A 24361-nucleotide genomic window follows, 5' to 3' on the forward strand; every position below is an offset into this window, starting at 1 on the left:
GCTACTGTGGGCGCATGAGCTGGCGCACTGCGGATATCCCTGACCTCACCGGCCGCCGCGCACTCGTCACGGGTGCGACCAGCGGCCTCGGCTATGAGACCGCGCTCGAACTCCTCCGGCACGGCGCCGACGTGATCGTCGCCGCCCGCAATCCGGAGAAGTCCGTCCGCGCCGCCGCGGACCTCACCGCCGCCTCGGGCGGCAGGAAACCCGAGGTTCTCGATCTCGATCTGTCGGATCTCGCCGGCGTCGAGAAGGCGGCCGACAGGGTCGAAGGACCGCTCGACCTGCTGGTCAACAACGCCGGCGTGATGGCCCCGCCGTACCGGCAGACCGTCGACGGTTTCGAGCTGCAGATGGGTACCAACCACCTCGGACACTTCGCCCTCACCGCCCGTCTGCTGCCCCGGCTGCTCGAGGCCGAGCACCCGCGCGTCGTGACCGTCAGCTCCTTCATGCACAAGACCGTCCGCGGCCTCAGCCAGGCGGACCTCCGGGCTGAGCAGAGCTACGGCAAGTGGGACGCCTACGGGAAGTCCAAGCTCGCCAACCTGCTCTTCACGCTCGAGCTCGACCGTCGGGCGCGCGCCGCCGGCTCCAACCTGCTCAGCGCCGGCTCACACCCCGGCTATGCGCGGACCCACCTACAGACCTCCGGACCTCAGCTGGGCGGCAAGAACCTGGAGGCGCGCATCATCGGAGGCTTCACCGGCCTCCTCGCGCAGTCGGCCGCCGCGGGCGCGTGGCCCAGCCTGTACGCCGGTACGTCGGCCGAAGTGCGGCCTGGTTCGTACTTCGGCCCGGCCTTCCTCGGGTACCGCGGCGCGCCCAAGGTGGCTCGCCCGAGCAGGACCGCGCAGGACCCCGAACTCGCTCAACGGCTGTGGAAGTGGTCCGTCGAAGCCGCTGGGGTCGATGCTTTCTGACGCACGGTGTCGAACTAGTGACACAGCGGTAACTTCGTGGTTGCCCTGCGGTAAAACCGCCCAGTAACCACGCCCGGAGGTCACCGATGCGCCGACTCCTGCTCGCACTCGCCGTCGTCGCCGCCAGTGTCGGCATCGCCCCGGTGACGGCCGACGCCGCACCCGGTTTCAGTACGGCGTACCAGCGGATCCCGGGCGCGGGTGGCACCGAGATCGGGGCGGTCGTGCTCACCCCGACCGGTCAGGGCGCCGGACCGTTCCCGCTCGTGGTGATGCCGTCGAGCTGGGGCGTGCCGAACGTCGAGTACGTCGGCCAGGGCTCCAAGCTCGCCAAGGCCGGGTTCCAGGTGATCTCGTACTCCAGCCGCGGCTTCTGGGACTCCGCCGGTGGCATCGACATCGCGGGACCGCCGACCGTGGCCGATGTCAGCGAGGTGATCGACTGGGCGGACGAGCACACGCCCGCTGATACTGACAGGGTGGCCGCGGTCGGCATCTCGTACGGCGCGGGTATCTCCCTGTTGGCCAGTGCGCAGGATCCGCGCATCAAGGCTGTCGGCGCACTCAGCGGCTGGGCCGATCTGATCGCTTCGCTCAACCCCAACGAGACGGTCGCGCTCCAGTCGGTCGCAGGCCTCCTTGCTCTGGGCAACATCACCGGGCGGCCCGGGCCGGAGATGCAGTCGCTGCAGGGCAAGTTCCTGGTCGGTGACTACGACGGCGCGATCGCGGAGGCGAAGCAGCTCGCGCCGGTGCGGTCCGCGGCGACGGTGATCGACCGGATCAACGCGAACCAGCCGGCCGTGTTCCTCGCCAATGCCTTCGAGGACTCGATCTTCCCGCCCACGCAGTACACCGATTTCTTCACCAGTCTCACCGGGCCGAAGCGGCTGCTCCTGGCGCACGGCGACCACGCGACCCCCGAGGTGACCGGGGCGATCGGCCTGCCCAACGAGACGTGGGACGAGCTGGCTCCCTGGCTGCGGCACTATCTGACCGGCGCGAACAACGGCGCCGACGCGGAAGCGCCTGTCCAGCTCAAGTCGCAGCGCAACGTCTGGCGCGGCTACCCGAACTGGGCTGCTGTCGGATCGCCGAGGACGTCGTACCTGTCGAAGCCGGCCGGGTTGTCCCGGACCGGCGGGCTGCAGAGTAAGGCTGCGACCGGCTGGTCCAACGGCATCGGCGCAGGCGTTCCGACCTTGGCCGACAGCGGGATCGCGTTGGTGTCCGGTGCCTTGCAAGGACTCCTGTCGATCCCGGTGGGAGTCGCGACGCCACTGGTCGATCGCACCTTCGCGGGGGTCTGGTCGGGCCCGACCTACAGTTCGGCCGCGGTACTGAACGGCGCGCCGCGGCTGCACGTGACCGTCACGCCGAGCGGCCGCGACACCTCACTCTTCGCCTACCTGTACGACGTGGACGCGCTGGGCGTCGGGTCGCTCGTCTCGCACAAGCCGTACACGTTGCGCGGGGCAACACTCGGCCGCGCCGTACCGCTCGATTTCAAGCTTGAGGCGACGAGCTGGGAGGTCGCCGCCGGGCATCACCTCGTGCTCGTGGTCGACACGGTCGACCCGCGCTACCTCGGTCGGAGCATGCTCGGCACCTCGGTCAGCTTCAGCTCGCCCGCGGGTGATCCGGCCTGGCTCAGCGTTCCTGTTGCGTAGATTGCAACCGTAGTTGTACCCCTTGCCGCATCCTTCGAGGTAAGCCACTCTTTTGGGGCGAGTGGGATCTGGCCGAGACCGGCCGGATCGCGGACAGCGTGAAGCGGGTCGCGGTGGACGGCGAGCACGGTGGGTTCGGGCTGAAGACGCCCGACCACATGTGGTTCGGCGACGGCTTCGCCTACGAGATGACGCCGGACAAGGCGACCCTGACCCGCCGGTACGCCGAGAACCAGCGCGACGTACTGCGCTCGGCTAACACCTGCGGGATCAGCGGCTCGGCCTACACCAGATCGCCGATGTCGAGGGTGAGCTGAACGGATTCTTCACCTACGACCGGCAGGTTCCGAAGGTGGACTTCGCCCAGGTCCGGGCGGTGAACGAGTCGATCATCAGCGGCGCCGACGGCTCCGGTACGAGCGGACCGCCCCCGCCTCCCGGTACGCCGGGCGCCTCCGGCATCCACTTCTACCCGCTCGACGGAACCACCGAAGATGCCGTCGGCAACAATGACGCAACCCTTCAGGGCGGTGCTGTCTTTGCCCCTGGCAAGAACGGGCAAGGCGTTGCGCTGAACGGATCCGGGCAGTTCGTCGACACCGGCGCGCAACTGCTCGACACGTCCGGAAACTACGCGGGGACCGCCTGGGTGAAACTCAACAAGGCCGACGGCTCGTTCCAGAGAGCGCTTGCAGCCTGGACGCGACCTCCACCGGGAACACGGTGATCGGCCGGGCCAAGTTCGGCGGCAACCAGGTCGACTACCTCGACGGGACCGTCGACCAGGTGCACCTGTTCGACCGCGCGCTGACCTCGACGGAGGTGAAGACCCTGGACGACTCCGGCCGCTGACGGTTCGGCTCGCGTCGCGTCGGCTCGGGACGGCTCGGCGCGGACCGGTTCGCCGAGGACCGGCTCGGCGCGGACCGGTTCGGCGCGGACCGGTTCGGCGCGGCAAAGGGCTTGCGTTGCGACGGCTCGACTGGGACGTTCGAGATGCGAGGTCGTCGCAGAGCCCCGATCCTGGTAGTGGTGCCGACCAGGGAGGAATCACTGCGATGACCGCTCCCAGCCACCTGCTCTCACCCAGGATCATGACGAGATTCCGGCCACCCCGCTTCGGGCTCGATGGTTCGCCGATCGGCGAACTGCCGGGTCCGGACGGTGACGCGATCGCGACGGCCACCATCGACGCGGCGTACCAGGCGGGGATCCGGTTCTTCGACACCGCGCCGCTCTACGGCCGCGGCGAGTCCGAACGCCGCTTCGGTACTGCGCTCGCTCGCCGGCCGCGCGGGGAGTTCCTCGTCTCCACCAAGGTCGGCCGGCTCGCTGATGGCAGCGTCGACTTCTCGGCCGACGGGATCAAGCGGTCGCTGGTGGAGAGCTCCGACCGGCTCGGGCTCGATGTCGACCTGGTGTTCCTGCACGACCCCGGAGAGCACACGCAACAGGCGCTCTACGAGGCGTATCCGGTGCTGCACGAACTCCGCGAGCAAGGTGCGATCACCGCGATCGGCGCGGCGATGGACGACTGGCGGTTGCTCGACAGGTTCGTCCGCGACATCGAACTCAACGCGGTTCTGCTCGCTGGGCAGTACTCCCTGCTCGATCGATCCGCGGCGCCGTTGCTCGATCGGTGCCAGGCTCGAGGGGTCGCCGCGATCGTGTCCGGAGTACTGACTCCGCAGGTGCTGCAGACGGATCGGTCGAAGCACGCGACTGATCCCGCCACCATCCTGGCCCGCCGGATCTCGGCCGTCTGCGAGCGGTACGGCGTATCCCTGCCGCAGGCGGCTCTCGCCTTTCCTGGAAGGCATTCCGCCGTCACCTCGGTGTTGATCGGAGCTGCCAGCCAGGCGGAGATCCGCGCGGACGCGGCGCTCGTCCGGCAGTCTGTTCCAGCCGCGCTCTGGAACGACGAGGAACTACTCAGACTCCTGGACTAGTCGAGCCCAGGGCGTGCGCGAGCTCGTTGCTCAAGGCAAGCGCTGTGGGATGATCGAACTGCGACGCAATCGGATCATCGCCGGCACCGACCATGCCGGCCGACTCGAACGGCAGAACTTGGTGATGGACGGCGGCCCCCTCCCGGCCGCGGCCGCCACCCGGTTGGTGACGAAGGCAACCACGATTCGCGATTCCCTGTAGATATTCGCAGGTAGGCTGGTGTGAGGCCCGCCAGTCTGGCGGGCCCCGGACGAGATGGCGCCGTACCCGGTGGAGCAAAGACGGCGCCCGCCCCTTGGAGGGGCACTCGAGATGCATCCTGTCGACGTCCTCGAAATCGCCGGAGCCCTGACAATCCTGGTCGCGTTCGCCGCCTCCCAGGCAGGCCGGCTCGAACAACGCACCTGGACCTACCAACTGCTGAACCTCGTCGGCTCCGCGGTCCTCGCCGCCATCGCCGCGGCCGAAAGTTCCTGGGGCTTCCTGCTCCTGGAGGGCAGCTGGGCAGTGGTCAGCCTGATCGCGGTGATCGCCCTCTTCCGCCGCAAGCCGGACCTACACTCCAAGCCCAGCTAGCCCTACTCGGCCTTGGCGTTGGTGACACTTCGGCCGAATGGCGAGGGGTCGCGACCAGCGCGAGCTTGGGGCCGGGTGACCCTGCGGACGGCCACCACTCAGCAACCTCGCCAGCAGGCCACGGGCTGGGCGTTGCCAGGCGCCGCGCTGGGGTTTCGGGCGTGGTTGGTGAGTGCTGGCGGGTCCGGACCACCCACCAGCCACGCGCCGGTCCAGATGTCTGCCCGGGCGAGCGCCCGTGCTGGGACCGAACACCATGCCGGGTGCATCACCGAACGCCTGGGCCGGCCACAGCTAGACCAGTACGACGGATGCCGACTGCGCTCCCTGGTCCCGGCGTACCGGTCCCGCGTCGGCGGTGGGCGCTGTGTCAGCGGTGATGCTGCGCCGACGGTGATGCTGCGCCAGCGGTCAGAGGCGCCCCCGGTCCGTGGGTGCTGCGCTGGCGGTGGGTGCTGCGCTGGCGGTCAGAAGCGGTCGCCCGGGTCCGTGGGGGTGCCGCCGGGGCTGACCGGGCCTTCGGTCGGGATCGGGCCGCTGGTGGTGCCGCCGCTCGGGGACGGGCCTGGCGTCGGGTTGGTGCCGGGTGAACCAGGGCCGCTCGTGGTCGGTGAGCCGGTGCCGGGCGGCGGGGTGGTCGGGGTGACGGTGACTGTGGCTGTGCCACTCGGGGATGGGATGACCGGATCCGGGTCCACCTCGGGGGCGTTACGGAACAACAGCCAGGCGATCAGAACCGCGATCGCCATGATGATCGCCATCGTCAGCAGGGACAGGATCAACGCGAGCCTGGACGCGGGCCGCAGTACGGCGGGCCAGGGGAGCGGCCAGATCCGAAACAGGCCCGGCCGCCGGCGGTTCTCCCAGTAGTGCCGGAAATCGGGTCCGCGGACTCGGCCGAGCTGGGGGATCCGGTCCATCAGTACCGCGGACAGCACCTCCTCGCCACGGCGTTCGGCAATCAGCCGCTCGTCCGCGGCGGCGCTGGAACCGTCCTCGGGGCGAACGGGGCCGAGCGCAACCCAGAGCGCCAGATCGTCGTCATCCACATCGTTGTGCGCGAGGACCGCTTCCTGCGGGAGTTCGTCCACCGCGGTGACGAACCGATCCCGTGCCGCGGCGTCGTCGGCGGACCCCTCGGTCATCATCGCGACCACCGCGTCGCGGCCGGTCTCGTCACTCGCCGAGTACAAGTAGCCCGCCGCGTTCGCCCCCAGCCGCGCCCGCAACCAGAAGTCCCCGACCCGCGGCGGATCCTCCGGCAACAACGGCAGAGCGTCCGGGAGCACCCGCGCCGGCCCCGCGTCCGGAGCTGTAGCCGACGCGGTCGCTGTGTGGGAGTCGGTCGCGGTCATCACCACCAATCCCACCACACACCCGGTAGCAGTGTCGCCCAAGCCCACCAACACCCTCCCCGCCACCCGCCCGCACGCCGTACCCGATCAGGCACGCACCGCCGCCAGTGTCCTGTGGAGTCCGGCACGCCGTCGCCTGCCCGCTGCGTACGCCGCACCCGAGTCCGGCGCGCACGCCGCCTGGGCGGACGCCGTACCAAGGGCTCCGGACCGGTCCAGCACGCACGCCGCATGGGGTCGGCCACGCCCCACCTGCGCCAGGGCGAACGCCCGCCTGTGCGAGTGCGGGCGCCGTACCAGGGGCCTATTCGTACGGCGTACGGGGTTGGGCAGTGTTCGGATTTGGGGTGGTGGGGAGGATAGGAGGGGAGCCGGGCGGGGCGTGCTCGTGCCCGGACCCGGCGATCTGATGGAATGGGCGGCAGTTACCGAGCGCACACAAGGTCCGTGTGGACCCCGGAAGGACAGGCATGACCGAAACCACTGTGCCGGCAGGGTCAGTGGCCCAGCAGTCCCATTTGGTCGGCGAGGCCATCAACGAGGTCAAGCGCGTCATCGTCGGCCAGGAGCACATGGTCGAGACGCTGATGGTGTCGTTGCTCGCCAAGGGGCACTGCCTGCTCGAGGGCGTTCCCGGCGTCGCCAAGACGCTGGCCGTCCGGACCTTCGCCTCGGTGGTCGGCGGCTCGTTCGCCCGGATCCAGTTCACCCCCGACCTGGTGCCTTCCGACATCGTCGGCACCCGGATCTACCGGCAGACCCGCGAGGCGTTCGACATCGAGCTCGGCCCGACCTTCGTGAACTTCGTCCTCGCCGACGAGGTCAACCGCGCGCCGGCCAAGGTGCAGTCCGCGATGCTGGAGCTGATGGCCGAGCGGCAGGTGTCGATCGGCGGCCAGACCTTCCCGATGCCGAAGCCGTTCATCGTGATCGCCACCCAGAACCCGATCGAGTCCGAGGGCGTCTACCCGCTGCCCGAGGCGCAGCGGGACCGGTTCCTGGTCAAGATCGACGTACCGCACCCGCGCGGACACGAGGAGTTCGAGATCCTCCGCCGGATGAGCGTGGACCCGCCGCAGCCGCGGCAGGTGCTGAAGCCCGAGACGATCATGGAACTGCAGCGCTCGGCCGAGCAGGTCTTCGTCCACAACCTGGTCGCGGAGTACGCGGTGCGTCTGGTGATGGCGACCCGGACCCCGTCCGACTTCCACCTGCCCGACCTCGAGCCGATCATCGAGCTCGGTGTCAGCCCGCGCGCCACCCTCGGCCTCATCTCGGCCGGCCGGGCGCTCGCGCTGATCCACGGCCGCGACTACCTGCTGCCGAGCGATATCCAGACCGTCGCGCTGGACGTGATGGGCCACCGGCTCGGCCTGACCTTCGACGCGGTGGCTGACAACATCGACCCACGTGCGGTGATCGAGCGCATCCTGGCCACCGTGCCCCCGCCGCAGCCCGTCTGGCGCGACGGCAACGACGGCACCGGCCGCCCGGAATTCGTCTAGCCCATGGCCAACCGACCGGACCCTCGGACTGCGATGACGATCTCGCAGCTCGCTCCTGAGCGTGCCCTGCGCCGGCTCGAGCTGACGGTCGTACGGCGGCTCGAGGGCTACCTGCACGGTGAGCACCTCGGCCTGCTGCCAGGCCCCGGTACTGAGCTGGCCGAGGCTCGCGAGTACCAGGTCGGCGACGACGTACGCCGGATGGACTGGGCTGTCACCGCCCGTACGACGGTTCCGCACGTCCGCGATCTGATCGCGGACCGGGAGCTGGAGACCTGGGCGATGGTCGACCTGTCCGCCTCGATGGACTTCGGCACGTCCCAGATGGAGAAGCGTGAGCTCGCCGTCGCCGCGGTCGCGACCGTCGGGTTCCTCACCCACCGGCTGGGGGACCGCTTCGGCGGCCTGATGCTGCGTGACTCCACCCTGCGGCGCTGGCCCGCCCGATCCGGCCGCCTGGCTTTGTACGGGCTGCTGCGGGCGCTTCTCGCGGAGACCGACCACGGCGAGCACCAGGCGCGGAGCGACCTTGCCGGCGCGCTGGACTCGATGGCGCGCACGCAGCGTAAACGCGGACTCCGGGTGATCGTGTCCGACTTCCTCACCCCCGAGGACGGCGAGGTCGACAGCCGGATGGAGCCGTCCTGGGAGCGGGCGATGCGCAAGCTGACCGCCCAGCACCAGGTGCTCGCGGTCGAGATCATCGACCCGCGCGAGCTGGAACTGCCGAACATCGGCGTCGTCATGATCGGCGACCCCGAGACCGGGTCGATCCGCGAGATCGACACGCGCAAGCGCCGGGTCCGCGAGGAGTACGCCGCAGCCGCACTCGCGCAGCGGGAACGGACCAGGACCGCCCTGCGTAGGGTAGGAGCTGGGCACCTGGTTCTGCGTACCGACCGTGACTGGGTCGCCGACACCGTGCGGTTCGTGCTCGCCTACCGGCGAGTGGCACCCCGCCTGCACCAACCGCCGAAGGGAGTGGCTCGCTGATGGAGTTCCTGTCTCCGGCCAGGTTGTGGTTCCTGCTGTTCATTCCGCTCGTCGTCGCGGGGTACATCTTTTTGCAGCACCGGCGCGCGCAGTACGCGCTGCGTTTCACCAACATCGCGCTGCTGGACCGGGTCGCCCCGCGCCGCCCGCAGTGGCGCCGGCATGTGGCCGTAGTACTGGCGCTGCTGGCGACTGCGTCCTGCATCCTGGCGTTCGCCCAGCCGAAGGCCGAGGTCAAGGTGCCGCGCGAGCGGGCCACCATCGTGGTCGCGATCGACGTCTCGCTCTCGATGATGGCGACCGACGTCGACCCGAACCGGCTGGAGGCGGCGAAGAAGTCGGCGAAGAACTTCGTCAACCAGTTGCCCGCCAAGTTCAACGTCGCGCTCGTCAACTTCGCTGGTACTGCGTCCATCATCGTGCCGCCGACTACTGACCGGGCCACGGTGCAGAGGTCGATCGACGGGCTGGAGCTGGCCGAGTCCACCGCGACCGGCGAGGGCATCTTCACCTCGCTGCAGGCGCTCACCCAGGTCCCGCCAGACCCGGAGCACCCGAACGACCCGGCCCCCGCCCGCATCGTGCTGCTGTCCGACGGCAAGCGCACGGTCGGTCGCACCGCCCAGGAAGGCGCGCAGGCCGCGAAGGCGAAGAACACCCCGGTCTACACGATCACCTTCGGCACCGACTCCGGCTTCATCGAGATGGACGGCATCCGGCAGCGAGTCCCACCGGACCGCGCCGAACTCCGCAGCGTCGCCGAGATCACCGGGGGCGAGGCGTACACGGCCGAGTCCGCGGGTGAGCTCGAGGACGTCTACAAGGACATCGGCTCCTCGGTCGGCTACGACAAGGTCGACAAAGAGGTGACGTCCCGCTTCGCCGGCATCGCCATGCTCTTCACCCTCGCCGCAGCAGGCGCCTGCATAGCCCTCGCCTCCCGCTTCCCGTAAGCCTGCACGCACAAGAGCCCGCCGTACTCCGGTACGGCGGGCTCTTGTGCGTCCGCGGGCCTAAACGCGCTGAGGTCAGGGTGATTCGCCGTTTCGGTGGCGGGTTGTTCGGCCGGTGGCGCCTTATACAGGACGCAAGTGTTCGAACAACTCGGCAGCCGGGGCCTGCGGGTAGCGAGTGCGGGGTTCGTCGGCAGGAGCGCTGCGCCACGGTTTGCCTGACGCGCAGATCGCCACGACGCTGTGATGTCGGGATCTACGTGCCGTTGATCCCCACCCGCCTGGTGGTCCGCTCGTCCGTCTGAAAGCGGGCCGGCAGGACTGTCCGAAGTACGGGTCTGGATTGCGACACGACGGTGATGTAGTTGACACGGCGAGGTTGCTGGTGTTGGAGGGGTGTGTGGTGCAAGATGGTGCTCGCCGTCCGGGATTGACGAAGACGTGTTCGAGAACGCTGGGGAAGGCGCCCCTCGAGCACAGGAGGTCCCGGTGGCGACGACTCGTGGCGTTCTTTACGTCCACACGGTGCCGTCAGCGTTGTGCCCGCATGTCGAGTGGGCAGCGGGCGGCATCCTTGGCGTGCCCGTGAAACTCGACTGGACGCCGCAGCCTGCGGCCCAGGGCACGTACCGGGCAGAGCTGTCGTGGCAGGCCGAGGCCGGCACGGCAGCCAAACTGGCGTCCGCTCTGCGTGGTTGGCAGAAGTTGCGCTTCGAGGTCACCGAGGAACCGAGCAACGGCGTCGAGGGCGAGCGCTATTCCTTCACCCCGACCCTCGGCGTCTTTCACGCGACCACCGGCGTCCACGGCGACATCATGGTGCCCGAGGAGCGGCTGAAGGCTGCGATGCTGAGGGCCGCGAGCGGTGAGGCCGACCTGACCGAGGAAGTCGAGCGTTTGCTCGGCCGCCCCTGGGATGACGAGCTGGAGCCCTTCCGGTACGCGGGGGACGGCGCCCCGGTCCGATGGCTGCACCAGGTGGTCTGAGGATCCTGAGAGGAAACCTGAGAACTTCAGAAGAAAGCGCTCAGAGGTGGAGCTTTCTTATAACTTTTCGATGATGCTGTGTGTCAGACGTTCCACCAGGGTGGAGGAGCCGTGGCCGCTGGGCCACCGGGTGTCGGGACACCCCCGGTTGTCGCAAACAGCGGCCGCACCACTTGAAGGGCGCGGACCTCACGGTCCGCGCCCTTCTTTTTGGTCTCTGACCTCCGAAGACCCTGAGGGGTAGAAGCCTTCAGGGTCTGCGGATATAGCCGCTTACAGCGGGATGTTGCCGTGGCGTCCACGGACGCGGCCGCCGGCTTCGGCATTCGCGATCGCGGTGGCCAGGGCGGTTCGGGTTTTGGCCGGTTCGACGACCTCGTCGACGACGCCGATCTCGATGGCGCGCTCGATGCCGCCGGCAATCTTCTCGTGCTCGGCGGCCAGCTCGGCCTCGACCTGCGGGCGCAGCTCGGGCGCCACCTCCGCCAGCTTGCGGCGATGGAGGACCCGGATCGCGGCGACCGCACCCATCACGGCCACCTCGGCCCGCGGCCACGCGAACACCCGGGTCGCCCCGAGGGACCGCGCGTTCATGGCGATGTAGGCGCCGCCGTACGTCTTGCGGGTCACCAGGGTCACCCGCGGTACGACCGACTCCGCGAAGGCGTGCAGCAGCTTGGCGCCACGCCGTACGACGCCGTCCCACTCCTGGCCGACACCCGGCAGGTACCCCGGTACGTCGACCAGCACCACCATCGGTACTCCGAACGCGTCGCACATCCGGACGAAGCGGGACGCCTTCTCCGCCGATAACGCGTCGAGGCAGCCGCCGAGCCGGAGCGGGTTGTTCGCGATCACACCGACGGTCCGGCCACCGAGCCGCCCGAGCGTGGTCACGATGTTCGGCGCCCACCGCTGGTGCAGCTCGACGCCGGACTCCTCGTCGAGCACCCCGCCGACCAGCGGGTGGACGTCGTACGCGCGCTTCGCCGACTCCGGCAGCAGGCCGGACAGGTCGGTGTCGGACACGTCGGTCGACATCTCGCCCTGGTTCGCGAACAGGTCCGCCAGCTGACGAGCCTTCTCGATCGCGTCGGCCTCGGAGTCGGTGGTGATGTGCACGACGCCGGAGCGCCGGCCGTGCGGCTCGGGACCACCCAGCCGCAGCATGTCGACGTCCTCGCCCGTCACCGAACGGACCACGTCCGGACCGGTGACGAAGATCCGGCCCTCCGGCCCGAGAATGACCACGTCGGTCAGCGCCGGCCCGTACGCCGCACCGCCCGCTGCCGGGCCGAGCACGACCGAGATCTGCGGGATCTTGCCCGAGGCCTGGGTCATCTCGTAGAAGATCTTGCCGACCGCGTGCAGGCTCAGGACTCCCTCAGCCAGCCGGGCGCCGCCGGAGTGCCACAGGCCGATGACCGGCAGCTCCTCCCGACGGGCGACCTGGTAGGCCTTCACGACGACGTCGCAGCCCTCGTCACCCATCGCGCCACCCATCACGGTCGCGTCCGAGCAGAACGCGACCACGGGCGCACCGGCAATGGTGCCGCGGACCGCGAGCATGCCGGACAGGTCGTCCGAGGTGATCAGCTCGAGGGAACCCGGGTCGAGCAGCGCCGTGAGCCGCGCGACCGGGTTGCGGGGGTCGTGCTCACGGGGCAGCTTCGCCGGTTTGACGGGGGCAGTGGTCATGGGGGGGTCCCTCCCGGTCAGGCTGACTGGCGGTGTCAGCTGGAGTTACGGCGTCAGACGGGGTGACTGGGTCCGTCTGCCCGACAGCGCCAGACGGACCTCCCGCAGCGGACTGACGGATTGTGCCAGACCGACCTACTGCGTCACACCGACTTACTGCGATCAGGCCGACGAACTGCGTCAACCTGACTTACTACGTCAGACCGATTACTGCGTCAGACCGATTTGAAGGCTAGGGCGACGTTGTGTCCGCCGAAGCCGAAGGAGTTGTTCAGTGCCGCGATGTCCCCGTCGCCGAGCTTGCGCTGCTCGGTCGCGATGTCGAGCTGGACCCCGTCGTCGACCTTGTCCAGGTTGATGGTCGGCGGCACCACCCGGTGGTGCAGGGCGAGCACGGTGGCGATCGACTCGACCGCTCCGGCCGCGCCGAGCAGGTGCCCGATCATCGACTTGGGTGCGGTCGCGACCGCGTGGTCGGCCGCGCCGCCCAGCGCCTTGCGGATCGCCACCGACTCGGCGACGTCGCCGACCGGGGTGGAGGTCGCGTGCGCGTTGATGTGCACGATGTCGCCGGTGGCCAGGTCGCCCTCGCGGAGCGCCTGCAGCATGGCGCGCTCGGCACCCGAACCGGTCGGGTCGGGCTGCACGATGTCGTGGCCGTCGGCGGTGATGCCGGCGCCGGCGAACTCGGCGTAGATCTTCGCGCCGCGGGCGACCGCGTGGTCGTAGTTCTCCAGCACCAGTACTCCGGCGCCCTCGCCGAGCAGGAAGCCGTCCCGGTCGACGTCCCACGGCCGGGAGGCGCGCTCGGGGTCGTCGTTGCGCTTGCTCAACGCCATCATCTGGCCGAACGCGGCCAGCGGCAGACCGGCGATCGAACCCTCGGCGCCACCGGCGACGACGATGTCGGCGCGGCCGAGGCGGATCTGGTCGGCGGCCAGCGAGATGGCCTCGTTGCTCGAGGCGCAGGCGGAGACCGGCGTCTGCACACCGGCCAGGGCGCCCAGCTCGAGGCCGACGTTGGCGGCGGCCGAGTTCGGCATCAGCATCGGGATCGCCAGCGGCGACACCCGGCGTGGGCTGGTCTTCAGCGCGTCGTAGTTGGCCAGAGTGGTCAACAGACCACCGATACCGGTAGCGATCGCCACGCCGAGACGGGTCTTGTCCAGCTCGACGTCGGCCAGACCGGAGTCGGCCCAGGCCTCACGGGAGGCGACGATGGCGAACTGGGCGTTGCGGTCCAGCCGGCGGGCCTTGACCCGCTCGATGACCTCGGTGGGCTCGACGGCGGCGGGAGCGGCGATCTTGACCGGCAGCTCCTCGACCCAGTCGGCGGTCAGCAGCTTCGCGCCGGACCGGCCGGCCAGCAGGGCCTCCCAGGTGCTGGGGATGTCGCCTCCGACCGGGGTCGTGGCTCCGAGCCCGGTGACGACGACTCGGGTCTTCGACATGGTTACCTCATCCTTCGGCGAGAGTAAGCGGGTGGTTGAGCGGGGTCAGGATGCCGGTGGCCCGGCTGGAACGGTCCGCGCCGGCGGCGGCCGGACCGGAGTACGGGCTGGGCGGCCGCTCACCGGGCAACGGCCCGGTGAGGCGGCCACGGCTGCCAGCACGATCGAGAAGAACTCGATCAGCCGTTCTGGGCGCGCTCGATGAACGCCACCGCGTCGCCGACGGTCTTCAGGTTCTTGACCTCGTCGTCGGGGATCTTGACGCTGAACTTCTCCTCGGCGGCCACCACGACCTCGACCATCGAGAGCGAGTCGACATCGAGGTCGTCGGTGAAGGACTTGTCCAGCTGGACGTCCTCGACCGGGATGCCCGCGATCTCGTTCACGATCTCGGCGAGGTTGGAGCGGATCTCTTCGGTGCTGGCCATCTGTTTGTTCCCTTTCGGATTCTGTGTGCATTACGCCGGGACCGGCCACCTGATGAGCCGTTCCCGGACATCTATTAGGGGAGGCGGATCACTTGAGCGGCGAACACCAGGCCGGCGCCGAAGCCGATGATCAGGGCGAGATCGCCGCTCTTGGCCTCACCGTTCTCGCGCATCGTGCTGATCGCGAGTGGGATCGAGGCGGCCGAGGTGTTGCCCTGCCGCTCGATGTCGCGGGCCACCTTGATCTGCTCCGGCAGCTTGAGGGTCCGGCGCATCGCGTCGGTGATCCGCATGTTCGCCTGGTGCGGAATGAACAAGTCGAGGTCCTCGGCCTTGACGCCGGCCACGTCCAGCGCCTGCTGCGCGGTCTTGGCCATCTCGAACGATGCCCAGCGGAACACCGGGTTGCCGTCCATCGTCAGGTGCGGCCACTGATAGCTTCCGGCCGCCTCCTGCCACGACTCCTTCTGGCTGATCACGTGGTGCTGGGTGCCGTCGGAGCCCCAGACGACCGGACCGATCCCCGGCTCGTCGGACGGCCCGATCACGGCAGCCCCCGCGCCGTCGGCGAAGATGAACGCCGTACCGCGGTCGGTCCGGTCGGTGATGTCGCTGAGTCGCTCGACCCCGATCACCAGCACGTACTTCGCGCTGCCGGCGCGGACCATGTCGCTGGCCAGCGAGACGCCGTAGCAGAAGCCCGCGCAGGCGGCGGAGATGTCGAAGGCGGCCGCGGTGGGGGCGCCGACCGCGACGGCGAGCTGGGTCGCGATCGCCGGGGTCTGGTAGAGGTGCGTGACGGTGGCGACGACGACGCAGCCGATCTGGGCCGGGTCGATGCCGGAGTCGGCGAGCGCCTCCTTGGCGGCGTTCGTCGACATCATCAGGATCGTCTCGTCCTCGGACGCCCAGCGCCGCTCCTTGATCCCGGAGCGGGTCTGGATCCACTCGTCGCTGGAGTCGATCTGCTCGAGGATCTCCGCGTTGGTCACCACGCGGCGCGGCCGGTACGAACCGAGACCCAGCACCGCGGTGTGCTCGGCGCCGGTGGAGACGTTGATCTGTCCGGTCATGTCAGTTCACCGCGTTCGGGTGGAGACGGACCAGCGGTTGACCGGGGGCGACCGGGTCACCCTCCTCGACCAGCCACTCCACCACGATGCCGCCGTGCGGGGCACGGACCTCCAGCTCGTCGCGCAGACTCTTCACGGTCGCTACCACCTCTCCGGCTTCCACGGTGTCACCCGTCTCGCGCGGCACGTTCGCCGCGCGAGTGAAGGTGCCCTTCATCGGGGCGACCAGCAGCCGCCAGGTCGGCGACGCGTCGATCTCGGACGGACTGCCGTGCTTGTCGACGAACGCGCGGGCGTCGTCGAGCTGGTCCGGCGTCTTCAGGGCGAAGGTCTCGACACCCTTCAGGGCGCGCTTGGCGATCCCGGTGAGCGTGCCGGCCGGGGTCATCTCGAGGATGCCGGTGACCTGCAGGTCGGCCATCGTCTGCATGCACAGGTCCCAGCGGACCGGGGCGTTGACCTGCTGCACCAGGCGGCGCAGTACATCGCGGCCGTCGTGCACGATCTGGCCGTCGCGGTTCGAGATCAGCCTGCTGCGCGGGTCGTGCGTGGTGATGGAGCGGGCGTAGCCGGCCAGCGTCTGGACGGCAGGCTCCATGTGCTTGGTGTGGAAGGCGCCGGCGACCGAGAGCGGAATCAGCCGGGTCTTGGCCGGCGGGTCTTCGGCCAGAGCGGCCAGCTCCTCGACCGTGCCGGCGGCGACGATCTGGCCCGGGCCGTTGTCGTTGGCGGGGGTCAGACCGTACTGCTCCAGCTTGGCCAGGATCTCGTCGCGATCCCCGCCGAGCACCGCGGTCATCGAGGTGGCGGTCAGCGCGGCGGCCGAGGCCATCGCCTTGCCGCGCTCGCGGACCAGCACCATCGCCTGCTCGGCGCTGATCACCCCGGCGCCGACGGCGGCGGCGATCTCACCGACGCTGTGGCCGGCCAGCGCGCCCATCTTGGTGAACGCGTCGCCCGGATGCGGGAACACCGCCAGCGCGGCCAGCATGCTGGACGCGACCAGCAGCGGCTGCGCGATCGCGGTGTCGCGGATCGTGTCGGCGTCGGCCTTGGTGCCGTAGTGGGCGAGGTCGAGACCGGCCACCGCGGACAGCCAGTGCAGCCGGTTCTCGAAGACTGGGTCCTCGAGCCACGGCTCGAGGAAACCTGGGGACTGGGCGCCCTGCCCGGGCGCGACGATGACGAGCACGTGACAACTCTCCCTGAGTCAGGCTGTCCGTGGGCTACAAAGCAGCACGAATTCTACCGGCCAGACTTTGTAGGGATCCTACAAAACGTACGAACCCTGCTCCGGGTTGAGCAGGCGGCCCAGGGTCAGTGCGACACGTAACGTGAAAGCGTCTCGGGGGTTCGTCGGCGAGTAGCCCGTGATCTCGCCCACACGCTTCAACCTGTACCGGACAGTATTCGCGTGGATGAACATCGCCCGGGCCGTCGCCTCGATAGAACCACCTGAATCGAGGTACGCCGTGACGGTGTCCAGGAGGACTCCGTCGCCCATTGTGAGCGGGCCATAGACGTCTGAGGCCAGCTGGCGCCTGGCATGCCCGTCTCCCGACAGGGATCGCTCGGGCAGGAGTTCATCGGCTTGCACCGGTCTCGGAGCACCTGGCCACGCGGGTGCCGCGCGGAGCCCGGCGACCGCCGCGCGGGCCGAGGTGACGGCCGACATCAGGTCTTTCACGACCGGCCCGACGACGATCGGACCCGGTCCGAACCACTCGGCGAGCTTTTGTACGATCTCGACAGGTTTACTCGTACCACCGAGTACTACTACCAGTCGATCGCCCTGCATCGCGCACAGAGCGTCAGCACCCGCCTCCCGCGCAGCATGCCGGACCGAGTCCGCCACGTTGGTGCTACCACTCTCGGCTGAGGGAGCCCGGCCGACGACTACAGCGACCTCGGTCGACCCCGTAGTACCGGAGCCGGTCCAGCCGAGGGCGGAAGCTCTGGAGCGCACGGATTCGTCTGCTTCACCACGGATCACGGAGTCGACCACTAGGGCCTCGAGCCGGGCGTCCCAGGCGCCGCGCATCTCCGCCGCCTGGGCGTAGACGGTCGCGGCCGCGAAGGCGACCTCGCGGGCGTAGCGCTGCATCGCCTCGCGCACCACCGGTACGTCGTCCTCGGGGAGCAGGTCACCGATCGTGTTCTCGATCATCTCGATCGTGGTCCGGACCAGATCCACCGTCTGGTGCAGCGAGATCACCCGGGTGAACTCCCTCGGCGCCGACCCGAACATTCTGGTCGGCATCGACGAGTGCGTCTGCGGATCCCGGAACCAGTCGACGAACGCGGTGATCCCCGACTGCGCCACCAACCCGATCCAAGACCGGTCCTGCGCCGACAACTCTCCGAACCAAGGCAACTTCTCGTCCATCGCGGCAATAGCAGCCGTCGCCAACGCCCCGGTCGCCCCCTGCAACCGCTCAGCCCGAGCCTCGTGCCCCTTAGCCACCACGCCCCGACCCTAGCCGCACTCTGTCCGTCACCCACGCCACTCCTACGCCGCGGCTCCCACCCACCCAGGTCGCCGCCGCTGCGTCGCGGCTAGTGACGGCGAGGTGTCTCGCCGGGATGTGCGCCTCAGGGTGGTCGCCTGGTTCGCCGCTCCTGCGTCGCCGCTCCCGCCCTCGCCGCTCCGGTTTCTCGTCCTTCGCCAGGGTCGCTCCTGCGTGGCGGCTGGTGACGGCGAGGCACCTGGGTGGGAGCGAGCGGATCTGGAGTGCGGGTGTTAGCCCACGCCTCGCGTGCGTCGCCAGGTCTGTCCACCCGGGTCGCCGTTCCTCTGTCGCAGTGCGAGGGTGTTCGTCCGGGGCGCCTTCGGCTGGTTCGCCGCTCTCTGCGTCACCGCCCCCACCCGCTCATGGTTTGCCCGGGCCGCCGCCTGCGGCGCGGCTCATAGCTGCGAGGGCTCGTTGGCCCGGGGGATCTTCTTTGCCGGCAGGTACGTCCCCCACGCCGCTCCCGTCGATGCCGCTCCCGCCGACGCAGCTCGGGACTGCGAAATGGGCCGGGTGGTCGGCTGGTTCGCAGCTCCCACGTCGCGGCTCCCACAGGCCCGGGTCCGCCGCTCCTGAGGCTCGGATCGCACCACCCGGGTTCGCCCTCCTGCGTCGCGGCCGGTGAGAGCAAAGTTGTCCAGCCTGGCGGGCGTTCCGGGCTACGAATGGTCTGCCCGTGCCCGCTCCTACATAGCCGCCGCTGCACGCAGTACCCCTGACACGCTCGCGCCGGCATGGTCCTCGCCGGGTGTGGTGTGTGGGGTAAGGCCAGCTGGTCGGTCCTCCTGCGTCGGGACTCCGAGGTACGGGTCAGGCAGGCGGGTCTGCGGTGGAAGGCCAGGTAGGCGGGCGGTGGCCCCAGGGGAGTAGTGAGACCTTCAGTTGCCTTCCAGTTCGAGGTGCGTTGCTTCGTGGGATCGTCAGCCCGGTCGGGCGCATGGCGGTCCTGGCCGCGGCTCCGTGGACCGCCTGACGGGAGGGCGCCAGCGTGCGGCTCGCTGTGGGGAATCGGGACTGGTCTCGGGGGCGGCGGGTGCCGGGTTGTTGGCGTGGTGCAGCGCCCGCTGACCTGGGGGCGGGTCGTCGGGTGGATGGGTGTGGTTGCCGGAGCCTGGTTCGGGTGGGTCGGGATCTGCCCACGGGTCGAACTGCGCGACCGCGGTGTTCCCGGTCGTGGTGCATGCCGGGTCGTGAGCGCGGCTCCGGGCAGGGCTGTCCGGCCGTTCGCGGTAGCTGGTGGTGGGTGTGCGGTAGCGGGTTCGGGTGGGGTTGGGTTCGGCCCAGGCGGGGCGGGCGACGGTGACGGTGCCGTGGTGGAGGGTGATGGTCCAGTGGCCGTGGTGGGTGTCGATGTGGTGGCGGCGGCAGAGCAGGACCAGGTTGGTCAGGGCGGTGGGGCCGTTGTCGATCCAGGAGATCAGGTGGTGGGCGTCGCAGAAGATCGGCGGGGCCTTGCACACGACGCAGCCTTTGTCGCGGGCGTTCAGGGCGCGGCGCATGGCGCGGTTGACGAAGCGTTGGGCCATGGCGACGTCGAGGGGTTCGGAGTTGGCGCCGAGCACGATCGGGATGATCTGCGCCTCGCACGCCAGCCGCCGGATCGCGCCCGCGGACAGCCCTTCGCCGTGGACCAGGGTCCCGACCGCATGTGCGCCGGCGTCGGTGAGGTCTTTGAGGTCGATGGTGATCGTGATGTGTGCTTTCGGGCCGTGCCCGGCCACCGCGGCACCAGTCGCGGCGGCACCACTGGCTGCGTCGCCGGTCTGGTCGGTTGGGGTGGCCACGGTGATGGCGTTGGAGGCGACGTTGAGGATGTCGGTGAGGGCGTCGGCGCGGCGCTTGTCCGGTGAGCGCGGGTCCAGCTCGCCGGTGACGGTCTTGCGGGGCTTGGCACCGGACAGGATCAGGGCCTGGAACAGTTCGGCGTTCTCGTTGGCCAGGTAGCCACTGAACTTGACACCCCGGTCCGCGGGCCGCAGCCGCAACTCTTCCCGGGCATAGGCCTTGTCCTCTTCGGGTGCCGGCCCGTCGGCGTCCAGCAGGTCGCGGACCCGGCGGGCCGCCTTGCGCAGTTCCGACGGACAGAAATGGCGGCCCAGGGCGACGAGTTGTTGTTCGGCCACGGCCAGGTCCTCGACCGCGACGGTCTTGGGCACGTTCTCCAGTTCGGCCACGATCGCCGCGGCCTGCGCCGGAGACAACACCACTGCATCGGCTCCGGCCTCCCCGCCCGGCTCACCACCCGGGTCGCTGGCCGGCTCGTCGTCGTTGGCGTCTGCCGGATCCCCGACGCCGGTGGCTGGCAGGGCGTTGGCGACGGCGGGGTACTTGCGCAGCGCCTTGGCCAGGGCCAGGTCACGCTTGATCACGCCCGGGTCGAGACGGTGCCGAAACGCCAGCAGGCGGGCGGTGTCGCCGGCGCCGAGGGTCGCGGCGTGACCGGACGCGTCGTAGACGGCCAGAACCTGCAGACGGTAGGTCTGCAACCGGGAGATCTCAGCCTGCAGGGCGTCGAGAGTCGACAGCTGCTCGCTGTCACTCATCGACCACACCGGCCGCTCGCCCAAGATCTCCATACCCAAGACTCTAGATGCCGGCTCCGACAGTTTCTGGTCCGGAAGGCCCTTATTTGTAAGGGATTCCGAAGCTTGTCCGAAAGTCTGTTGATGCTACCGATTGAGACGAGTTGTCCACAACCAACCAAACCCTGTGGACTCGCCCAGGGGGTAGCAAAGGCTGCGCCGCGCGCGGGGATGCCGATGCAGTTGGCCGGTGGTGGGATCTCGGGTGGAGGTGTTGGACGACCAGGACGACGGTCGGGGCCGGATAGGGTCCGGGGCGTTGGGCCGGTGCGGTTCAGGTCGGTTCGGGGTAGTTGGTCGCTGAAATGCTGGGGATGATTCGACTGGGATTCGAGTTGCCTGGGGTCGGCGTGTCTTGGCGGAAGACCTGGGATCGGGCTCTCGGGCTCGAACCGATGGAGCTCGCGGAAGTGGATCTTTGCTGCAAGTACTTCGCCGTGGCCATGGAGTTCGAGGTCGAAGGTGTCGACGTCGTGCGCAAGGGGCGGTTCGTCACCTTGGTCGATATGGCCTTGGGGATCCAGTACGCCGGTCAGCGGATCGCAGCGGGTGAGGATGCGTCGATCGGTTTCACGGAGCATGAAGAATTCCTTCATTTTCGTCGTGGGACCGGCGACCAGATTGTTGTGACCTCGTCGGTGCGGCCGCTGGTTGCTGTGGTAGGCGAAGGCGAGCTCGTGGGGGCCTTCAGGCTGTTCGTGCGCGACGCATACCTGCGGCTTGTGGCTGAGCATCCTGGGTTGGCTGCCAACCCGACGGTCGCTTGCCTGAGGTCTCGAGCGCGCGTGAAGAAGCCGGGCGGGGCACTTGTCTGGAGGGGGCGTCATTATGGGGGGATGAGTGACAGTGCGGGTGTGGCGGCGGCGGTTGAGGCGTTGCGGCAGATTGGGTATTACCTGGAGCGGGATCGGCAGCCTACGCATCGGGTGAAGGCTTATCGGCGGGCGGCTGACACGATCGAGGGGTTGCCGGCGGCTGAGGTTCGGGCTCGGCGGCGGGCTGGGACCTTGACCGAGTTGCCGGGGATCGGGCCTAAGACGGAGGCCGTGATTCTCGAGGCGATGGACGGCGCGACGCCGTCGTACCTGACCAAGCTGGAGAGCGCGGCGGGGGAGCTGACCACGGCCGGTACCGGGATGCGGGCCGAGCTGAAGGCTGATCTGCATCTGCACTCGGACTGGTCCGACGGTGGGAGTCCGATCGAGGAGATGGCCCGTACTGCGGCGGCGCTCGGGCACAAGTACATGGCGCTGACAGATCACTCGCCCCGGCTCACCGTGGCCAATGGGCTGTCGCGGGAGCGGCGGCTGCAGCAGCTCGAGGTGGTTGCCGAGCTCAACAAGAAGCTCGGCGACGAGCTGGACGGGTTCACCATCCTGAACGGGATCGAGGTTGACATCCTCGACGACGGTTCGCTCGACTGTGACTTGGAGATCCTGGCCCGGCTCGATCTCGTGGTGGCGAGTGTGCACTCCAAGCTCCGGATGGCGTCGGAGCCGATGACCGAGCGGATGGTCCGGGCGATCGCGAACCCGCACGTCGACGTGCTCGGCCACTGCACCGGGCGGCTGATCACCGGTGAGCGGGGGACGCGGCCGGAGTCGGAGTTCGACGCCGAGATCGTGTTCGAGGCTTGTAAGCAGTTCGGCACCGCGGTCGAGATCAACTCCCGCCCCGAGCGCCTCGACCCGCCGAAGCGGTTGCTCTCGATGGCGGTCGAGACGGGCTGCAACTTCTCCATCGACACCGACGCGCACGCACCGGGCCAGCTGGACTGGCAGGTCTACGGCTGTGAGCGCGCCGAGGAATGCGGCGTCACTCCCGACGTCGTGATCAACACTTGGGACTCGTCCAAGCTTCTGGAATGGGCTGCATCATGAGCAATCTGGAGAAGGATCCGGTAGAGGGCACCTGGGGTTGCGAGGACGTCGACGGCCCGGTCCTCGAGCTGCTGGAGGCTCGGCAGGTCGTGCTCGGGCGGACGACCAAGGTGCGCAGGTTGTTGCCGAACAAGAATCGCCGGATGGTCGGGGCGTGGTGCTTCGTGGATCACTACGGGCCGGACGACGTGACCAAGCGTGTCGACTCGTACGACGTACCGGGTGATGCCGGGATGCTGGTCCCGCCGCATCCGCACACGAGTCTGCAGACGGTGAGCTGGTTGTTCGAGGGCGAGATCGAGCACCGGGACAGCGTCGGCTCGCATGCGATGGTCCGGCCGGGCGAGCTCAACATCATGACCGCCGGCAACGGCATCGCGCACTCCGAGGTGTCGCTGCCCAGCGCGCCACCCATGCTGCACGGAGCCCAGTTGTGGGTCGCCCTGCCCGGCTCGGTCCGGACGACCACGCCGCCGACGTTCAACGCGTACGCCGATCTGCCGAAGGTGACCTTGGAGGGAGCCGAGGTGACGGTGATGCTCGGCACGGTCGCTGGGGTGACCTCGCCCGCGCCGGCGTACACGCCGCTGGTCGGAGCCGACGTACGCGTCGAGCCTGGGCGCACGATCGACCTGCCGCTCACCCCGGAATACGAGTACGCCGTACTGGTGGTCGACGGGAGTCTGGAGGTCGGCGAGCTCGCTCCTGGGTTCAGCGAGATGAGCTACCTCGGTATCGGGCGGGAGTCGATCGAGCTGGTTGCCTCGGACAACGGTGTGCGGTTCCTCCTGCTCGGCGGCGAACCGTTCGAGGAGCAGCTCGTCATGTGGTGGAACTTCATCGGCCGCTCCCACGACGAGATCGTCGCCGCCCGCAACGACTGGATGGACTCCATCGATGCCCGCGGCACGACTCGCTTCCCGGTCGTCCCCGGCTACGACGGCGACGCTCTTCCGGCGCCGCCCCTCCCCGCCATCCAGCTCAAGCCGCGTCCACGCTCGCGGTGACCGGTGCCTCGAGCCTCCGCCGCCGGTAGTAGGCCCAGGTGAGGACCAGCAAGGCCGGGCCCCAGAGGTTGAGCGGGGCGTAGCAGGTGATCATCAGGGCCGCGGCGGCGTCGCTCGAGAAGGGGAGGAACGAGTCGGTGAAGGCGTCGCGGAAGCCGTAGGTCCAGATCCCGATCAAGGCAAGCGAGCCCAGAGTCGCGGGGATGATGGCCGCGTACGGCGCGACTCGGCGACCGCCGAGGAAGGGGATCCAGCGGGGGACCACCTCGCCCCAGGGCTTGACCAGGCCGAAGGCCGTGAGTGCGACCGCCTCGGAGAACAGGCTCAGGCAGACGATGTAGATGGCCTCGCCAGTGCCTTGCAAGGCGGCAGGCCGGCCGCGGTCGTCGAGCATGCCCATCGAGAACCCCGCCACCAACCCGAGCCGCCACAGCCCCGAGGGCAGGGTGAGGAACGGAATCACGTGCGCCAGACGCAGCGCCCAGCGCGGTACAGGTCGCTCTGTCATCGGCCGGCCTCCGAGCGGGTACGGCGGCGGTAGTCCCAGGTCACCGCGGCGAGCACTGGACCCCAGAGCACCATGGGCAAGTAGGAGCTCGCCATCAGGATCTGCCAGCCACCCTGCGGTTCGAACGGGTCGTGGAAGAGATCCGTGTACATCAGCTGGTTCAGTGCCCAGAGCAACGTCACGATCACCGGCGTTTCGACTGTTGTGGTCACTCGCCCAGCATTTCGCCCGGCGCGCAGTGCGGACCTCACTCCGGCGGGGGATCGGTGTCCCCCGCGGGAGCGGAATCAGCCGGTACGACGTGGTCGA

General features: G+C 69.1%; 24 protein-coding genes and 1 riboswitch. Of the genes, 14 read left to right on the plus strand and 10 right to left on the minus strand.

The genetic code is table 11. From position 1 onward, the window contains the following. Nucleotides 1-14 precede the first annotated feature (14 nt). From EV648_RS35190 to EV648_RS35215, 8 genes are all read left to right on the plus strand, one after another. Nucleotides 15-926, plus strand: coding sequence for an oxidoreductase (locus EV648_RS35190; RefSeq protein WP_132299556.1), 912 nt, complete (start codon nt 15-17; stop codon nt 924-926). 86 nt (nt 927-1012) lie between these two features. Then, entirely contained in the window at nt 1013-2596 is a 1584-nt protein-coding gene (locus EV648_RS35195; protein WP_132299558.1) for an alpha/beta fold hydrolase, read from the plus strand. Nucleotides 2597-2694: 98 nt separating this feature from the next. Beyond that, entirely contained in the window at nt 2695-2913 is a 219-nt protein-coding gene (locus tag EV648_RS35200) for a hypothetical protein (protein WP_132299560.1), read from the plus strand. Nucleotides 2914-2948: 35 nt separating this feature from the next. After that, nucleotides 2949-3323, plus strand: coding sequence for a hypothetical protein (locus EV648_RS35205; protein ID WP_132299562.1), 375 nt, complete (start codon nt 2949-2951; stop codon nt 3321-3323). Then, nucleotides 3320-3448, plus strand: a complete 129-nt coding sequence (locus EV648_RS44465; RefSeq protein ID WP_241995917.1) for a LamG domain-containing protein — start codon at nt 3320-3322, stop codon at nt 3446-3448. Before EV648_RS35205 ends, EV648_RS44465 begins: the two co-directional genes overlap by 4 nt. A gap of 206 nt (nt 3449-3654) precedes the next feature. Next, nucleotides 3655-4545, plus strand: coding sequence for an aldo/keto reductase (locus EV648_RS35210; protein WP_199234992.1), 891 nt, complete (start codon nt 3655-3657; stop codon nt 4543-4545). Nucleotides 4546-4594: 49 nt separating this feature from the next. Next, nucleotides 4595-4747 (plus strand): hypothetical protein, encoded by a 153-nt coding sequence (locus EV648_RS42850; protein ID WP_158294156.1) that lies wholly within the window; start codon nt 4595-4597, stop codon nt 4745-4747. Between the two features lie 22 nt (nt 4748-4769). Continuing rightward, nucleotides 4770-4837, plus strand: a riboswitch (guanidine-III (ykkC-III) riboswitch). A 21-nt stretch (nt 4838-4858) separates the two neighbouring features. Next, entirely contained in the window at nt 4859-5122 is a 264-nt protein-coding gene (locus EV648_RS35215; protein ID WP_132299564.1) for a hypothetical protein, read from the plus strand. Nucleotides 5123-5589: 467 nt separating this feature from the next. Here EV648_RS35215 and EV648_RS35220 read toward each other — a convergent pair whose 3' ends face one another. Next, the gene (locus tag EV648_RS35220) at nt 5590-6477 is read right to left on the minus strand and encodes a hypothetical protein (RefSeq protein ID WP_158294157.1); all 888 of its coding nucleotides are present in this window, start codon (nt 6475-6477) and stop codon (nt 5590-5592) included. A gap of 470 nt (nt 6478-6947) precedes the next feature. Here EV648_RS35220 and EV648_RS35230 point away from each other — a divergent pair, with 470 nt between their 5' ends. The 4 genes from EV648_RS35230 to EV648_RS35245 all read left to right on the plus strand — a co-directional run bounded on the left by EV648_RS35230 (nt 6948) and on the right by EV648_RS35245 (nt 10915). After that, nucleotides 6948-7982 carry a MoxR family ATPase gene (locus EV648_RS35230; protein WP_132299570.1) on the plus strand — a complete coding sequence of 345 codons (1035 nt, stop codon included), beginning with the start codon at nt 6948-6950 and terminating at the stop codon, nt 7980-7982. Nucleotides 7983-8015: 33 nt separating this feature from the next. After that, complete coding sequence (locus EV648_RS35235) at nt 8016-8975, plus strand: DUF58 domain-containing protein (protein WP_132299572.1); 960 nt, start codon at nt 8016-8018, stop codon at nt 8973-8975. Further along, the gene (locus EV648_RS35240) at nt 8975-9928 is read left to right on the plus strand and encodes a VWA domain-containing protein (RefSeq protein ID WP_132299574.1); all 954 of its coding nucleotides are present in this window, start codon (nt 8975-8977) and stop codon (nt 9926-9928) included. Before EV648_RS35235 ends, EV648_RS35240 begins: the two co-directional genes overlap by 1 nt. 489 nt (nt 9929-10417) lie before the next feature. Then, nucleotides 10418-10915 carry a DUF3145 domain-containing protein gene (locus tag EV648_RS35245; protein ID WP_132299576.1) on the plus strand — a complete coding sequence of 166 codons (498 nt, stop codon included), beginning with the start codon at nt 10418-10420 and terminating at the stop codon, nt 10913-10915. A 273-nt stretch (nt 10916-11188) separates the two neighbouring features. Here EV648_RS35245 and EV648_RS35250 read toward each other — a convergent pair whose 3' ends face one another. From EV648_RS35250 to EV648_RS35280, 7 genes are all read right to left on the minus strand, one after another. After that, nucleotides 11189-12613, minus strand: coding sequence for an acyl-CoA carboxylase subunit beta (locus tag EV648_RS35250; RefSeq protein ID WP_132299578.1), 1425 nt, complete (start codon nt 12611-12613; stop codon nt 11189-11191). A 215-nt stretch (nt 12614-12828) separates the two neighbouring features. Next, complete coding sequence (locus EV648_RS35255) at nt 12829-14064, minus strand: beta-ketoacyl synthase (protein WP_132299580.1); 1236 nt, start codon at nt 14062-14064, stop codon at nt 12829-12831. Between the two features lie 179 nt (nt 14065-14243). Then, nucleotides 14244-14492, minus strand: a complete 249-nt coding sequence (locus tag EV648_RS35260; protein WP_077017127.1) for an acyl carrier protein — start codon at nt 14490-14492, stop codon at nt 14244-14246. 74 nt (nt 14493-14566) lie between these two features. Continuing rightward, nucleotides 14567-15565: a beta-ketoacyl-ACP synthase III gene (locus EV648_RS35265; RefSeq protein WP_132193945.1), complete on the minus strand. Its 999-nt coding sequence runs from the start codon at nt 15563-15565 to the stop codon at nt 14567-14569. Nucleotide 15566: 1 nt separating this feature from the next. Then, complete coding sequence (locus EV648_RS35270) at nt 15567-16757, minus strand: acyltransferase domain-containing protein (protein WP_132299582.1); 1191 nt, start codon at nt 16755-16757, stop codon at nt 15567-15569. A gap of 78 nt (nt 16758-16835) precedes the next feature. After that, nucleotides 16836-18032 (minus strand): CdaR family transcriptional regulator, encoded by a 1197-nt coding sequence (locus tag EV648_RS35275; protein WP_241995919.1) that lies wholly within the window; start codon nt 18030-18032, stop codon nt 16836-16838. Between the two features lie 963 nt (nt 18033-18995). After that, nucleotides 18996-20651, minus strand: a complete 1656-nt coding sequence (locus EV648_RS35280; RefSeq protein ID WP_132299584.1) for an HNH endonuclease signature motif containing protein — start codon at nt 20649-20651, stop codon at nt 18996-18998. Between the two features lie 842 nt (nt 20652-21493). Between EV648_RS35280 and EV648_RS35285 the strand changes: the two genes are divergently transcribed. Together EV648_RS35285 and EV648_RS35290 are read left to right on the plus strand one after the other, a co-directional pair. Then, nucleotides 21494-22537, plus strand: coding sequence for a PHP domain-containing protein (locus tag EV648_RS35285; protein ID WP_132299586.1), 1044 nt, complete (start codon nt 21494-21496; stop codon nt 22535-22537). Beyond that, the gene (locus EV648_RS35290; RefSeq protein ID WP_132299588.1) at nt 22534-23544 is read left to right on the plus strand and encodes a pirin family protein; all 1011 of its coding nucleotides are present in this window, start codon (nt 22534-22536) and stop codon (nt 23542-23544) included. The genes EV648_RS35285 and EV648_RS35290 overlap by 4 nt, the downstream gene beginning before the upstream one ends. Here EV648_RS35290 and EV648_RS35295 read toward each other — a convergent pair. Together EV648_RS35295 and EV648_RS35300 are read right to left on the minus strand one after the other, a co-directional pair. Then, nucleotides 23519-24052, minus strand: a complete 534-nt coding sequence (locus tag EV648_RS35295; RefSeq protein WP_132299590.1) for a hypothetical protein — start codon at nt 24050-24052, stop codon at nt 23519-23521. The two genes, EV648_RS35290 and EV648_RS35295, sit on opposite strands and share 26 nt — an antisense overlap. Next, entirely contained in the window at nt 24049-24264 is a 216-nt protein-coding gene (locus tag EV648_RS35300; protein ID WP_132299592.1) for a hypothetical protein, read from the minus strand. Before EV648_RS35300 ends, EV648_RS35295 begins: the two co-directional genes overlap by 4 nt. Nucleotides 24265-24361: the final 97 nt, after the last annotated feature.

The sequence above is a fragment of the Kribbella sp. VKM Ac-2568 genome, assembly GCF_004345365.1.
In the GTDB taxonomy this organism is placed as follows: Bacteria; Actinomycetota; Actinomycetes; order Propionibacteriales; family Kribbellaceae; genus Kribbella; species Kribbella orskensis.